This window comes from Streptomyces kryoterrae, assembly GCF_054072135.1.
Genome location: NZ_CM133358.1, coordinates 2,514,448 through 2,527,757 on the forward strand (window position 1 = coordinate 2,514,448; position 13,310 = coordinate 2,527,757).

14 protein-coding genes are annotated in these 13,310 nt (G+C 70.1%); 5 read left to right on the forward strand and 9 right to left on the reverse strand.

The features are described 5' to 3' along the window. Both dut and ACW4TU_RS10510 read right to left on the reverse strand, forming a co-directional pair. Positions 1-552, reverse strand: a complete 552-nt coding sequence (dut, locus tag ACW4TU_RS10505) for a dUTP diphosphatase (RefSeq protein ID WP_457430019.1) — start codon at positions 550-552, stop codon at positions 1-3. 11 nt (positions 553-563) lie between these two features. Then, entirely contained in the window at positions 564-1,148 is a 585-nt protein-coding gene (locus ACW4TU_RS10510; protein ID WP_457426909.1) for a PaaI family thioesterase, read from the reverse strand. 58 nt (positions 1,149-1,206) lie between these two features. On the opposite strand from ACW4TU_RS10510, the gene ACW4TU_RS10515 reads away from it, so the two are divergent. Beyond that, complete coding sequence (locus tag ACW4TU_RS10515; protein WP_457426911.1) at positions 1,207-1,680, forward strand: DUF3093 domain-containing protein; 474 nt, start codon at positions 1,207-1,209, stop codon at positions 1,678-1,680. Between the two features lie 108 nt (positions 1,681-1,788). Here the strand turns inward: ACW4TU_RS10515 and ACW4TU_RS10520 are convergent, their stop codons facing one another. The 4 genes from ACW4TU_RS10520 to ACW4TU_RS10535 form a co-directional block, all read right to left on the reverse strand. Further along, positions 1,789-2,709, reverse strand: coding sequence for a hypothetical protein (locus ACW4TU_RS10520; protein WP_457426913.1), 921 nt, complete (start codon positions 2,707-2,709; stop codon positions 1,789-1,791). Positions 2,710-2,722: 13 nt separating this feature from the next. Further along, positions 2,723-3,019 carry a DUF4193 domain-containing protein gene (locus ACW4TU_RS10525; protein WP_006380512.1) on the reverse strand — a complete coding sequence of 99 codons (297 nt, stop codon included), beginning with the start codon at positions 3,017-3,019 and terminating at the stop codon, positions 2,723-2,725. 393 nt (positions 3,020-3,412) lie between these two features. Then, complete coding sequence (locus ACW4TU_RS10530; RefSeq protein ID WP_457426915.1) at positions 3,413-4,663, reverse strand: sensor histidine kinase; 1,251 nt, start codon at positions 4,661-4,663, stop codon at positions 3,413-3,415. 6 nt (positions 4,664-4,669) lie between these two features. Beyond that, entirely contained in the window at positions 4,670-5,323 is a 654-nt protein-coding gene (locus ACW4TU_RS10535) for a response regulator transcription factor (RefSeq protein ID WP_055615445.1), read from the reverse strand. Between the two features lie 434 nt (positions 5,324-5,757). On the opposite strand from ACW4TU_RS10535, the gene ACW4TU_RS10540 reads away from it, so the two are divergent. Then, positions 5,758-5,931: a hypothetical protein gene (locus ACW4TU_RS10540; protein WP_457426918.1), complete on the forward strand. Its 174-nt coding sequence runs from the start codon at positions 5,758-5,760 to the stop codon at positions 5,929-5,931. A gap of 202 nt (positions 5,932-6,133) precedes the next feature. On the opposite strand, the gene ACW4TU_RS10545 is transcribed toward ACW4TU_RS10540, so the two are convergent. Continuing rightward, the gene (locus tag ACW4TU_RS10545; RefSeq protein ID WP_457426920.1) at positions 6,134-6,949 is read right to left on the reverse strand and encodes an inositol monophosphatase family protein; all 816 of its coding nucleotides are present in this window, start codon (positions 6,947-6,949) and stop codon (positions 6,134-6,136) included. 8 nt (positions 6,950-6,957) lie between these two features. Then, on the reverse strand, positions 6,958-8,085 hold the full coding sequence (locus ACW4TU_RS10550) for a ferrochelatase (RefSeq protein ID WP_457426922.1): 1,128 nt from the start codon (positions 8,083-8,085) through the stop codon (positions 6,958-6,960). Between the two features lie 148 nt (positions 8,086-8,233). Between ACW4TU_RS10550 and ACW4TU_RS10555 the strand changes: the two genes are divergently transcribed. From ACW4TU_RS10555 to sepH, 3 genes are all read left to right on the forward strand, one after another. After that, the gene (locus ACW4TU_RS10555; protein WP_457426924.1) at positions 8,234-9,472 is read left to right on the forward strand and encodes an MFS transporter; all 1,239 of its coding nucleotides are present in this window, start codon (positions 8,234-8,236) and stop codon (positions 9,470-9,472) included. Further along, entirely contained in the window at positions 9,432-10,751 is a 1,320-nt protein-coding gene (locus tag ACW4TU_RS10560) for a D-arabinono-1,4-lactone oxidase (RefSeq protein WP_457426926.1), read from the forward strand. Before ACW4TU_RS10555 ends, ACW4TU_RS10560 begins: the two co-directional genes overlap by 41 nt. 406 nt (positions 10,752-11,157) lie before the next feature. Next, entirely contained in the window at positions 11,158-12,183 is a 1,026-nt protein-coding gene (gene sepH / locus ACW4TU_RS10565; protein ID WP_457426928.1) for a septation protein SepH, read from the forward strand. A gap of 117 nt (positions 12,184-12,300) precedes the next feature. Here the strand turns inward: sepH and ACW4TU_RS10570 are convergent, their stop codons facing one another. Further along, a complete protein-coding gene (locus ACW4TU_RS10570; protein ID WP_457426930.1) occupies positions 12,301-13,152 on the reverse strand; it encodes a sulfurtransferase in 852 nt (283 codons plus the stop codon). Positions 13,153-13,310 lie beyond the last annotated feature (158 nt).

The window sequence follows — 13,310 nt, forward strand, 5'->3', positions numbered from 1 at the left end:
TCACTGTCCTTCCCGGTCGGCTACGACCGAAGCGTATCGATTCCCACCCGTTGTGCCGCCTACTGCGGCCTGACCGCTGTGACCGCTCGCACCGCCCACCGAGGCGTGACCGCCGGTGGACCCGAAGCCCCCCTCGGCCCGCGCCGAGTCCGGAAGTTCCGCGACCTCCCGGAAGCGGACCTTCTCGACCTGCTGCACGACCAGTTGGGCAATCCTGTCGAAGCGCTCGAATCGCACGGGTTCGTGCGGGTCGAGATTCACCACGATCACCTTGATCTCCCCACGGTACCCGGCATCAACCGTCCCCGGGGCATTCACCAGAGCGACACCGCACCGGGCCGCGAGGCCCGAACGAGGGTGCACGAAGGCCGCGTACCCGTCCGGGAGCGCGACAGACACCCCGGTGGGCAGAACAGCCCGCTCCCCGGGCGCCAGTTCGCACTCCTGTGTGGTCCGCAGGTCGGCTCCGGCGTCGCCCGGCTGCGCGTACGCCGGAAGCGGTACGTCCGGATCGACGCGGCGGATGAGTACGTCCAGGGGCTCACGGCCCATGGGTGCGGGGCTCACGGGTTCACCTCGAATGCGCGGGCGCGCCGAACCTGGTCCGGGTCGCTCATGGCGGCCTGGATCTCCTCCGGGCGGCCGTTGTCGATGAAGTGCTCGACCTTGACCTCGATGAAGAGGGCCTCGGCGCGCACCGCGACGGGCCCGTCGGGGCCGCCGATGCGTCCGGTGGCGGTCGAGTAGATCTTGCGCCGGGCCACCGCGGTGACCTCGGCCTCCAGATACAGCAGGGTGCCGACGGGCACGGGCCGGACGAACTCGGTCTCCAGCCGTCCGGTCACGGCGATGGTGCGCAGCAGCCAGTTCAGCGAGCCGAGTGTCTCGTCCAGCGCGCTGGCGAGCACGCCGCCGTGGGCGAGGCCGGGCGCGCCCTGGTGGGCCTCCCGCACGGTGAACTCGGCGGTGACCGTGACACCGTCTCCGGCGCGGGCGGCGAGGTGCAGTCCGTGGGCCTGTCCGCCGCCGCATCCGAAACACTGTTCGTAGTGGGCACCGAGGAGCTCTCCGGGTGCGGGCGCGTCCGGATGCCGCACGGGCGCCACGGCGTCGACGGGGGGCTTCAGAGCTGCGGAAGTACCACTCACAGCCGCAGACCTTACCCGCGAGTCGGCCGTCGGCCGACACCATGCCAAGCTTGGTTCCATGCAGCTTTCCGCCTCCCCGTACGAAGAACGCCTCACGGCCCCCCGCTCCTGGTGGCTGATCTCGTTCCTGGTCGGCGTCTCCTTCGCCCTGATCCTGCTCCCGTTCGGCACGCTGCCCCTGCTCGGCGGTCTGGTGGGCGGCACCGCGGTGGCCGCGGTGGCGGCGAGTTCGTACGGCTCGATCCGGATCCGGGTCGTGGGGGACGCGTTGATCGCGGGCGAGGCGAAGATCCCGGTGGCGGCACTGGGCGAGGCGGAGATCCTGGACGCGGAGGAGGCGCGCGCCTGGCGCACCTACAAGGCGGACACCCGCGCCTTCATGCTTCTGCGCTCCTACATCCCGACGGCGCTGCGCGTCCAGGTCACGGACCCGAAGGACCCCACCCCGTACCTGTACCTGTCGACGCGGGAGCCGGAACAGCTGGTGGCGGCACTGGAGTCGGCGCGGGCGGCTGTGCGCGACGCGGGCTGAACCGGCCGGAGCGGCGGCTCGGCGCGCGTCGGCAAATTCTTCTTCGGCGGCGGGCAAAAACCTGTCCGCCGCACCTGTGTCCAGGGTCGCGCGCGCCCTTCGAAGCCCCTATTTCCCGAGTTCCTTCGGCCCGTCCCCGAGGCTCAGCGCGTCCGTGGGCGGCTCCAGCGGGGGCAGTTCCGGGAGCTGGTTCCAGGGGACCTGGAACGTACGCAGGTCCTTGCGGATGCGGTCCGCGAGTTTTCTGGTGTCGCGCCGGTTCATGACCGCGCCGACGGCGGCGCCCACCATGAACGGCATCAGGTTGGGCAGGTCCCGGATCGTCCGCTTCATGATCTGCTGGCGCAGTTCGCGCTTCATCTGGCCCCCGAGGGCCGAGTTGATCGTCGACGGCTTCGTCACGTCGATCCCGCGCTCACCCGACCACGAGTTCAGGTACGCGGTACTGCGCTGTTTCAGGTTGCCCGGCGGCCGTACGCCGTAGACCTCGTGCAGCTCGGCGATCATCTTCAGCTCGATCGCGGCCACACCGGTGATCTCGGCGGCCAGCTCGGTCGGCATGGCCGGTGGCACCGGCAGCATCGCCGCCGCCCCGATGCCCGCGCCGACGGTCGCCGTCGCGCTCGCGGCGCCCGCGACGAGCTTGTCCGCGAGCTGCTCGGGACCGAGACCCGGGAACTGCCGGCGGAGGGTGGCGAGGTCGCGTACGGGGATACGAGGGGCGTTCTCGATGATCCGGTCGGTGAGGTAAGCCAGGCCCGCCCTTGCGCGGCTGCCGCCCTTGCGGACGCCTTCCCTGGCCTTCTCCCGGATCGTGGCCGCCCGTCCGGTGACGGGTGCGGAAGGCTCGGCCGGCACCGGGAGGTCATCCCCGTGGTCGGCCGGCCTGGCGGCCGGTTCGAGCGAGGCCGATCCGGTATCGGATGAGCCCCGCTCGTCGTCACGCACACCGTGAGGGCCGTCCTGCGGCCCCTGGTCCGCTCCCCGCAGGGGGAAGCGGCGCTTCCAAGGTGGGGTCGAGCCAGTCACGGCCGACCCTTCCTCAGTCGCAGTCGCGGCAGATCGGCTGACCGTTCTTCTCGCGGGCCAGCTGACTGCGGTGGTGCACCAGGAAGCAGGTCATGCAAGTGAACTCATCCTGCTGCTTGGGCAGTACCCGGACGGCCAACTCCTCGTTCGAGAGGTCCGCTCCGGGCAGTTCGAGGCCCTCGGCGGCCTCGAACTCGTCGACGTCGACGGAGGAAGTCGACTTGTCGTTCCTCCTGGCCTTCAGTTCTTCAAGGCTGTCCGAGTCGACGTCGTCGTCGGTCTTGCGTGGGGTGTCGTAATCCGTTGCCATGTCGCGCTCTCCCCCTCTGGGTGTCTGCGGTGTCTCAGCGCAGGTAACGCGTGAGAGGCCGGACTTGTGCCCGACCTGAGGCGGAGATTTTGCCTCACATCAAGGTCTGTTACTCGATCGACACCCAACCGGCCCCTCTGAGAGAGATCGGCATGGATGGCGATCGGGACCGTACACGGTCCGAATGCCATACTTCAAAGGCCCCCACCGTGTACTTCCCGTGATCAAGACCTTCGAAAACCCGGATCTACCGGGCCTTACGACGACTTGTGCAATCACGGAGAGTGGATGGCCGTAAATTCGCCTTTGTGATCGATCACACACGAGGTCGCCGGGAGGGTACCCCGGAAATTCCGCGCAAAGCGAACATCCTCGCGTGTCGGCGACATGATCTCAGATCGGCAGGGCGACTCGCATCACGAGTCCACCTCCCTCCCGCGGAAGGGCCGAGATGTGGCCGCCGTGAGCGCGCGCCACAGAGCGTGCGATCGACAGCCCGAGGCCCACACCCTTGTCACTGCCCGTACGCTCCGTACGCAGCCGCCTGAAGGGCTCGAAGATGTTGTCGATCTCGTACGCCGGGACCACGGGACCCGTGTTCGAGACGACCAGCACCGCCTGCCCGTGCTGGACCGCCGTGGTCACCTCGACCCAGCCGTCCTCCGGCACGTTGTACCGCACCGCGTTCTGTACGAGGTTCAGCGCGATCCGCTCCAGCAGTACGCCGTTGCCCTGGACGACCGCCGGATCGCGCTTCCCGCGCAACTCGACGCCCTTGGCCTCGGCCTCGGCATGCGTCTGGTCGACGGCCTGCTCGGCGACCTCGGCGAGGTCGACCGGTTTGCGCTCGATGATCTGGTTGTCGCTGCGGGCGAGCAGCAGCAGGCCCTCGACAAGCTGCTCGCTGCGCTCGTTGGTGGCCAGCAAGGTCTTGCCGAGCTGCTGGAGTTCCGGCGGCGCCGCCGGGTCGGACAGATGCACTTCCAGAAGCGTGCGATTGATCGCCAGTGGCGTCCTCAGTTCGTGCGAGGCGTTGCCGACGAACCTCTGCTGGGCGGTGAAGGCCCGCTGGAGACGCTCCAGCATGTCGTCGAGGGTGTCCGCCAGCTCCTTCAGCTCGTCGTCGGGGCCGTCCAGCTCGATCCGGCGGGACAGGTCCGAGCCGGCCACCGCACGGGCGGTGCGGGTGATCCGGCCGAGCGGGGTCAGGACCCGGCCGGCCATGGCGTAGCCGAAGGCGAAGGCGATCACGGCGAGGCCCAGCAGCGTGAGCAGGGAGCGGCTGAGGAGGCCGTCCAGGGCGTGCTGGCGCAGGGTGTCGCTGCACGCCTTGAGGGCGGCGGTGCGCTCCTCGTCGGTGTTCGCGACGTTCAGCACCGGGCACGTGTCACTGGTGATCTTGATGGTGCTGCTGCTGCTGATCTGGAAGGACTGGCTGCCGCTACCCTCACGGATTGCCTGCGCGGCCAGCAGGTAGATGATCGACAGCAGCAGGATGCCCGCGATCAGGAACATGCCGCCGTAGAGCAGCGTGAGCCGTATGCGGATGGTCGGGCGCAGCCAGGGCAGCGGCAGTTGCTGCGGCTTCCTCGGGTCCCAGGTGGGCTTCGGGGGCGCCTGCAGGGGCGCGGGTGTCGTGGTCATCGGAGGTCAGATCCGGTAGCCGGAACCCGGCACGGTGACGATCACCGGCGGCTCGCCCAGCTTGCGGCGCAGGGTCATCACGGTCACCCGGACGACGTTGGTGAACGGGTCGGTGTTCTCGTCCCAGGCCTTCTCCAGGAGCTGCTCGGCCGAGACCACCGCGCCCTCGCTGCGCAGCAGCACCTCCAGGACGGCGAACTCCTTGGGCGCGAGCTGGACTTCCTTGCCGTCGCGGAAGACCTCGCGGCGGTTCGGGTCGAGCTTGATCCCGGCGCGCTCCAGGACGGGCGGCAGCGGCATGCTCGTACGCCGGCCGAGGGCACGCACGCGTGCCGTCAGCTCGCTGAAGGCGAAGGGCTTGGGAAGGTAGTCGTCGGCGCCGATCTCCAGGCCCTCGACCCGGTCGCTGACATCCCCGGAAGCCGTGAGCATCAGCACGCGCGTGGGCATGCCGAGTTCGACGATCTTGCGGCAGACGTCGTCGCCGTGCACCAGTGGGAGGTCCCGGTCGAGGACGACCACGTCGTAGTCGTTGACGCCGATGCGTTCCAGGGCCGCCGCGCCGTCGTACACGACGTCGACGGCCATGGCCTCCCGGCGCAGTCCGGTGGCCACCGCATCGGCGAGCAGTTGCTCGTCCTCGACGACGAGTACGCGCACGTCGTTTGTCCTTCCTCGGGGTCGCCCGCGGGCCGGGACGGCACGTTGGCGGAAACTTTTCCTGCGGTCAGGCCTCCATCCTGCCGCTTTGGGCCGTAAACCGGTTGTAAGAGGCCCCTGGACGATCACTGCAGGGTTCCTTCCCGGCCGACCCGGGTCGCTCCTGCCGACAGTGGGCGGAAGAAATCTTGGCGGGCGGAGGTTTCCTCCGCGGGGAGCGCGGGGAGGACGGCTTTACACCCCGCGATCACGCTCTGCGTGTGCCATGACACCTAGTGGTACAACGAACCGCTTTCCGCGGAGCGGGCGTGGGTGTCCGGCACCGTGGCCGCCCGGCAGGGCAACGCCGGGCACCCGGTTGGAGACGTGATCGCCCCTTCCGGACGGCACACCCCCGTGCCGTCGACCCACGACCCAGGACGAGGGGGCGCAGCATGGACGCATTCACCGCAGGACTTCTGCAGCGCATAAGGGCGACTGAGACCGATCTGACGCGGGCTCGCAACGAGGGCGACGACTTCCTCGTCGAGGTGGAAGAAGCCGACCTCGACGAACTGCGCCGCCTGGCCGCCGAACACGGCGTGGACGTCGGCGCGGCCAGCGTCTGATCAGTCCGCAGGAGAGAAAAAGGGGGGAGCCCCGGCATCGATCCAGTGCCGGGGTTTCCTCCTTTTCTTGTTCGTTTTCTTGATCGTTCGTCTTCGGGGCGCCAAAGCCGGTGTCGAGACGCCGATCGTGCCCGCCTCTTCGGGCCTCGGTGGGCTCGCGCCGCTGCCTCACCGGTGTCCCTGGTGTGGGTGTCGCCGTTCATCAGTCGTGCCAGGCGCCGAAGTCCTCCAGGAGGTGCTGGAGGGGTTCGAAGACCCCGGGCGTGCCCGCGACCGTCAGATCACGTGACGGGCGCTCTCCGGGGCGTCCACCGGTCAGCGCGCCCGCCTCTCGGGCGATCAGGTCACCGGCGGCCACGTCCCAGGCGTTGAGACCGCGCTCGTAGTAGCCGTCCAGACGGCCCGCCGCCACGTCGCACAGGTCGACCGCCGCCGAACCGCCGCGCCGGATGTCGCGCAGCAGCGGGATCAGCCGCCGGGCCACCTCGGCCTGGTGGGCCTTGACCTCGGCGACGTAGTTGAAGCCCGTCGACACCAGTGCCTGGTCCAGGGGCGGGGCCGGGCGGACGGCGAGCCGGCGCTCGCCCTCCCAGGCCCCGGAGGCCCAGGCTCCCCCGCCGCGCACCGCGTGGAAGGTCTCGCCGCGCATGGGCGCCGCGACCACGCCGACGATGCGCTCGCCGTCCTGCTCGGCCGCGATGGACACGGACCAAGTAGGCAGCCCGTACAGGTAGTTGACCGTGCCGTCGAGCGGGTCGATGACCCAGCGGATACCGCTGCTGCCCTCTCTGGAGGCACCCTCCTCGCCGAGGAAGCCGTCGTCGGGGCGGTGGTCGGAGATCACGTCGGTGATCAGCTTCTCCGCCGCGATGTCCATCTCCGTGACGACGTCGATGGGGCTGGACTTGGTGGCGGCGACCGCGAGGTCGGCCGGCCTGCCGTCCCGCAGCAGCTCTCCCGCGCGGCGGGCCGCCTCCTGGGCGAGCCGGAGCAGTTCGGGCAGCAAGGAGTCGCTCACAGGGGTCCTCACGCGTACGGGCTGTCGGCGCCCGCGGCGGCGGGCCTGGGGGCACGGGACGGGCAGCAGCCCACGGGGCACAGGTTGTGGCTCGCGCCGAGCGCGCCCAGGGCGCACGGCGTGATGTCCTGCCCGCTCTCGGTGGCCGCGCGCTCCAGGACGAGTTCACGGATCGCGGCGGCGAAGCGCGGGTCGGCGCCCACCGTCGCTGAGCGGCGCATGGGCAGGCCCAGCTCCGCCGCCTTCGCCCTGGCCTCCGTGTCGAGGTCGTACAGGACCTCCATGTGGTCCGACACGAACCCGATCGGTGCGATCACGACGGCCGGGACACAGGCGCCGTGCAGCTCCTCGACGTGGTCGCAGATGTCGGGCTCCAGCCACGGGACGTGCGGGGCTCCGGAACGCGACTGGTAGACGAGCCGCCAGGGGTGGTCGACGCCTGTCCGCTCACGCACCGCGTCCGCGATCAGCCGCGCGGTGTCCAGGTGCTGCCTCACGTAGGCGCCGCCGTCCCCGTGGTCCTCGACGGGCCCGGAGGTGTCGGCGGACGCGGTCGGGATGGAGTGGGTCGAGAAGGCGAGGTGCGCGCCGTCCCTGACGTCCTCGGGGAGGTCGGCGAGGGAGGTGAGCACGCCCTCGGTCATGGGCTCCAGGAAGCCCGGGTGGTTGAAGTAGTACCGCAGCTTGTCGACCTCGGGCAGTTCGAGGCCCTCGGCCTCCAGGGCGGCAAGGGAGTCCGCGAGGTTCTCGCGGTACTGGCGGCAGCCCGAGTACGAGGCGTACGCGCTGGTGGCGAGGACGAGGATGCGGCGTCTGCCGTCCTGGACCATCTCGCGCAGGGTGTCGGTCAGATACGGGGCCCAGTTGCGGTTGCCCCAGTAGACCGGCAGGGCCAGTCCGTGTTCGGCGAAGTCCTTGCGCAGGGCGTCCAGGAGGGCGCGGTTCTGGTCGTTGATCGGGCTGACCCCGCCGAACAGGAAGTAGTGCTGTCCGACTTCCTTGAGGCGTTCCTTGGGGATGCCCCGCCCACGCGTCACGTTCTCCAGGAACGGAACCACGTCGTCCGGGCCCTCGGGGCCGCCGAAGGAGAGCAGGAGCAGGGCGTCGTAGGGGGTGGCGTCGAGCGCATCTCGCATGGTTCCGATCCTGCCACCCCCCTCTGACAGCCGGGATCCCGGCCCGTCCCCGCGGGTGCGCCGGATACGCCCGACACGTAAGCTGTATCGACCCCCTTCACGCCTTACCCGCGTGTTCGTCACACACCCGGATCGACCGGAGACCGCCGTGCCCAGCCCCTACCGCGCCCTTTTCGCCGCCCCCGGCTCCAGGCGTTTCACCGCCGCGGGGTTCCTCGGCCGGATGCCGATGTCGATGATGGGCATCGGCGTGGTCGCGATGGTCTCCCAGCTCACCGGCAGGTACGGGCTCGCGGGCGCGCTCGCGGCGACCATCGCCCTGGCCGCCGCGGTGGTGGGCCCGCAGGTCTCGCGAATGGTCGACCGGCACGGGCAGCGCCGCGTGCTGCGTCCCGTGACGCTCTGCGCCCTGCTGGCCTCGGCCGGGCTGTTGCTCGCCGCGCACTTCGGGTGGCCGGACTGGGTGCTGTTCGTGTGCAGCGCCGGCATCGGCTGTGTACCGAGTGTCGGCGCGATGACCCGGGCGCGCTGGGCGGCCGTCTACCGGGACACCCCGCAGCTGCACACCGCGTACTCCTTCGAGTCCGTGGTGGACGAGGTCTGCTTCATCTTCGGGCCGATCATCTCGATCGGGCTGTCGACGGCGTGGTTCCCGGAGTCGGGACCGCTGCTCGCCGCGTGTTTCCTGGCGGCCGGCGTCTTCTGGCTGACCTCCCAGCACGACACCGAGCCGAAGCCGCATCCGCTCGCGCAGCACAGGAGCGGCTCGGCGCTGCGCTCCCGCGGTCTCCAGGTCCTGGTGGTCACCTTCGCGGCGACCGGGGCGATCTTCGGGGCCGTCGACGTGGTCACCGTCGCCTTCGCCGAGGAACGGGGGCACAAGGGCGCCGCGAGCGTCGTGCTGGCCGTCTACGCGGCGGGCTCCTGCGTGGCGGGAGTCGTGTTCGGGCTGCTGCACCTCCCGGGAGCTCCGGAACGTCGGTGGTTGCTGGGCGTATGTGCGATGGCCGTGAGTATGATCCCCCTCCTACTGGTCGGAAACTTGCCGTCTCTGGCCGTGGCGCTGTTCGTTGCGGGTCTGTCCATCGCTCCCACGATGATCACGACGATGTCCCTCATCGAACAGCACGTACCACGCGCGCAACTGACCGAGGGCATGACCTGGGTGAGCACCGGGCTCGCGGTCGGCGTCGCGCTCGGCTCCTCCGTGTCCGGCTGGGTGATCGACGCCGCCGGTGCGAGCGCCGGGTACGGGGTTCCGGTGGCGTCCGGGGCCGTCGCGGTCGCGGTCGGTTTCCTCGGGTACCGCCGGCTGAACAGACCGGCTCCGTGTCGGGGAGGCACCGTTGAACAGCACAGTGAGCGGCAAGAGCGGCACGTGGCGTAACTGGGCGGGCAACGTCACCGCCCGGCCCGCCCGGGAGGTCACGCCCGCTTCGGTGGAGGAACTGTCCGAGGCCGTGCGGAAGGCAGCCGTGGACGGCCTGAAGGTGAAGGCCGTGGGTACCGGACACTCCTTCACGGCGACGGCCGCCACGGACGGGGTGTTGATCCGCCCTCAACTGTTGACCGGTATCCGCAATATTGACCGCGAGAACATGACGGTCACGGTCGAGGCAGGTACTCCGCTCAAGAGACTCAACATGGCCCTCGCCCGCGAGGGTCTGTCGCTCACGAACATGGGCGACATCATGGAGCAGACGGTCTCGGGCGCCACCAGCACCGGCACCCACGGCACGGGCCGCGAGTCGGGCTCGATAGCCGCCCAGATCAAGGGACTTGAGCTGGTGACGGCGGACGGTTCGGTGCTCGTCTGCTCCGCGAAGGAGAACCCGGAGGTCTTCGCCTCGGCCCGGGTCGGCATCGGCGCTCTGGGGATCATCACGGCGATCACGTTCGCCGTGGAGCCGATCTTCCTGCTCACCGCCCGCGAGGAGCCGATGACCTTCGACAGAGTCACCAGCGCCTTCGACGAACTCTGGGCCGAGAACGAGCACTTCGAGTTCTACTGGTTCCCGCACACCGGCAACACCAACACCAAGCGCAACAACCGCAGCGCGGGCCCCGAGAAGCCGGTCAGCCGGATCAGCGGCTGGATCGAGGACGAGTTCCTGTCCAACGGCGTCTTCCAGGCGGCCCAGCTGGTCGGCCGCACGGTGCCCGCCACGATCCCGACGATCGCCCATATCTCCAGCAAGGCCCTGTCCGCGCGGACCTACACCGACATCCCGTACAAGGTCTACACATCGCCGCGCCGGGTGCGCTTCGTGGAGATGGAGTACGCCGTTCCGCGCGAGGCCCTGGTGGCGACGCTGCGCGAACTCAAGGCGATGGTCGACCGGTCGGACATGCGGATCAGCTTCCCGGTGGAGGTGCGCACGGCCCCCGCGGACGACATCACGCTCTCCACCGCCTCGGGCCGCGACAGCGCCTACGTCGCCGTCCACATGTTCCGCGGGACCCCCTATCAGGCGTACTTCACCGCGGCCGAGCGCATCTTCACCGCGCACGAGGGACGGCCGCACTGGGGCAAGGTGCACACACGGGACGCCGAGTACTTCGCCGGGGTCTACCCCCGCTTCGGGGAGTTCACCGCCTTGCGGGACCGGCTCGACCCTGAACGCCTGTTCCAGAACGACTACTTGCGGCGGGTTCTCGGCGCGTAGCGAAGCGATTGGTTCCGTTTCCGATGTTTACGTGAAGTGCGCTGCGCCCGAGGTCACGGAACCGGCGGGGGAACGGCCAACTCGCACTCTCCGGCAGGAATTGGGTGGCGTGCCAATCCACGCACGTGGCCCAAATGGAGTACTGTTGCGAGCCCTGGGTCCGGTCTCCCGCCTGGGCGTCCAGGGGCTTCCGGGACGACCAAGAGGGGGCTCGTTGCACAGGGTGACGGAGTTTGTCACTTAGCGTTGCGAATAGATAACCGTGGCATAACGGCGATCTCGGGCCCCTGCCCGACACGCCGGGCAACTCGGCAAGGTTGTGGCAGGCTGCACCCGGGCAGGCCACACTCGACTAGCGGAAGCAGCGACGCACGTGACGTCGGCAGGCACCACCCGGGAGGTCCCCATGCCCGAACTGCGTGTCGTGGCCGTCTCTAACGACGGCACACGGCTGGTGCTGAAGGCTGCGGACAGCACGGAGTACACGCTTCCGATCGATGAGCGTCTGCGCGCCGCCGTACGCGGCGACCGTCCCCGCCTCGGCCAGATCGAGATCGAGGTGGAGAGTCATCTCCGCCCCCGCGACATCCAGGCACGCATACGTGCCGGAGCGTCCGCGGAAGAGGTGGCGCAGCTCGCCGGGATTCCGGTGGACCGCGTACGCCGCTTCGAGGGCCCCGTGCTGGCCGAACGAGCCTTCATGGCCGAGCGGGCCCGGAAGACTCCGGTCCGTCGGCCCGGTGAGAACGCCGGTCCACAGCTCGGCGAGGCCGTGCAGGAGCGGCTGACGATCCGTGGCGCCGAGAAGGACACCGTCCAGTGGGACTCCTGGCGCCGCGACGACGGCACCTGGGAAGTCCTGCTGGTCTATCTGGTGGCCGGCGAACCGCACTCGGCGAGCTGGACGTACGACCCGCCCCGGCGGCTCGTCCAGGCCGTCGACGAGGAAGCCCGCTCGCTGATCGGCGAGTCGGACGACCTCGCGGCGCCCGAACCCAGTTTCCCGTTCGTACCCCGCATCGCCCGGCTGCCGCGCGACCGCCCGCTGGACCGCCCGGTCCTGCCCGCGCCGTCCTCCGAGCTCATCGAGGAGGGTGTGAGCGCGAGCGAGCGCGACTCGCTGACCAGCCTTCTGGAAGCGGTACCGAGTTTCCGCGGCGACATGGTCGTGCCGGAACGACCCTCCTCCACGGAAATCGTGGAGGAACCGGCACCCGAACCCGAGCTGGAGGAGCCCCCGGCTCCCGCGGCATCGGCCGGTTCCGCGTACGCGGACGTGCTCATGCCCCGCTCGGTCGGCGCCCACCGCGACCGCCTGGTCGGCGCCACCGACCGCCAGGCGGAGGCGGACGGTGTCCGTCCCGGCCGCAGAGCGGCGGTACCGAGCTGGGACGAGATCGTGTTCGGCACACGCCGGAAGAACAAGGAGTAGTAACCCGTCCGGGTTACTCGCACGACTGTGGGGGCCGCGTCCGTCGGATGCGGCCCCCACAGTCGATCGCGCCCCTCGTTCGGCCGAACAACCTCGCCGACTACTCGAACTACCGCGCTACTGCGGGTCGGGCCCCACAGCCACGGGCCGCGCCGGATCCCCCGACCATTCCGACCAGGAGCCGACGTACAGCGCGGCCGGAATGCCCGCGACCGCCAGGGCCAGGACCTCGTGGGCGCCCGAGACGCCCGATCCGCAGTACACGCCCACCGCGGTGGTGTCCGCCGCGCCCAGCGTCTTGAAACGGGCCGCCAGCTCGTCCGCGGGCAGGAACCGTCCGTCCGCCGCCACGTTCTCGTTCGTGGGCGCCGAGACCGCGCCCGGGATGTGTCCGCCGACCCGGTCGATCGGCTCGACCTCGCCCCGGTAACGCTCCCCCGCGCGCGCGTCGAGCAGCAGCCCGGAGCGGGCCAGCGCGGCGGCTCCGTCCGCGTCGAGCAGGTCCACCGCTCCCGGCACCGGCGCGAAGTCGCCCTCGGCGGGCGCCGGTACGTCGGTGTCGAGCGCCCCCTCCCAGGACGGCAACCCACCGTCGAGGACCCGCACGTCCGGGTGACCCGTCCAGCGCAGCAGCCACCAGGCGCGGGCCGCCGCCCAGCCCTGTCCGCCGTCGTACACGACGACCGGGACTCCGGACGAGACACCCGCGCGGCGCATGGCGGCGCCGAACACCTCAGGGTCGGGCAGCGGATGCCTGCCGGCCGGTCCCGCCGCCGAGGCGAGCTCCCTGTCCAGGTCGACGAAGACCGCACCGGGGAGGTGCCCGGCGGTGTACTCGGCGCGCCCGTCGAAGGGCGCCGCTCCGCCCGGGTTGGGCATGCTCAACTGCCAGCGGATGTCGAGCAGCACGGGCGGGTTGGAGCCGGCCAGCTCGTTCACGAGTTCGGGTGCGGAGACGATGGCGTTCATGGCTCCATCCTTACCCACGGGGTGGCCGCGGCGGCCAGGGCGGGCTACTCTCCCGCCGGACAGGTTCGATCACGCCGTGTGCGGGATCGGGCACATGCTGTACAACCGATGGACACCTTGCGGCAATTGCTCGGAAACGGGCGGGAAACACCGGTTCA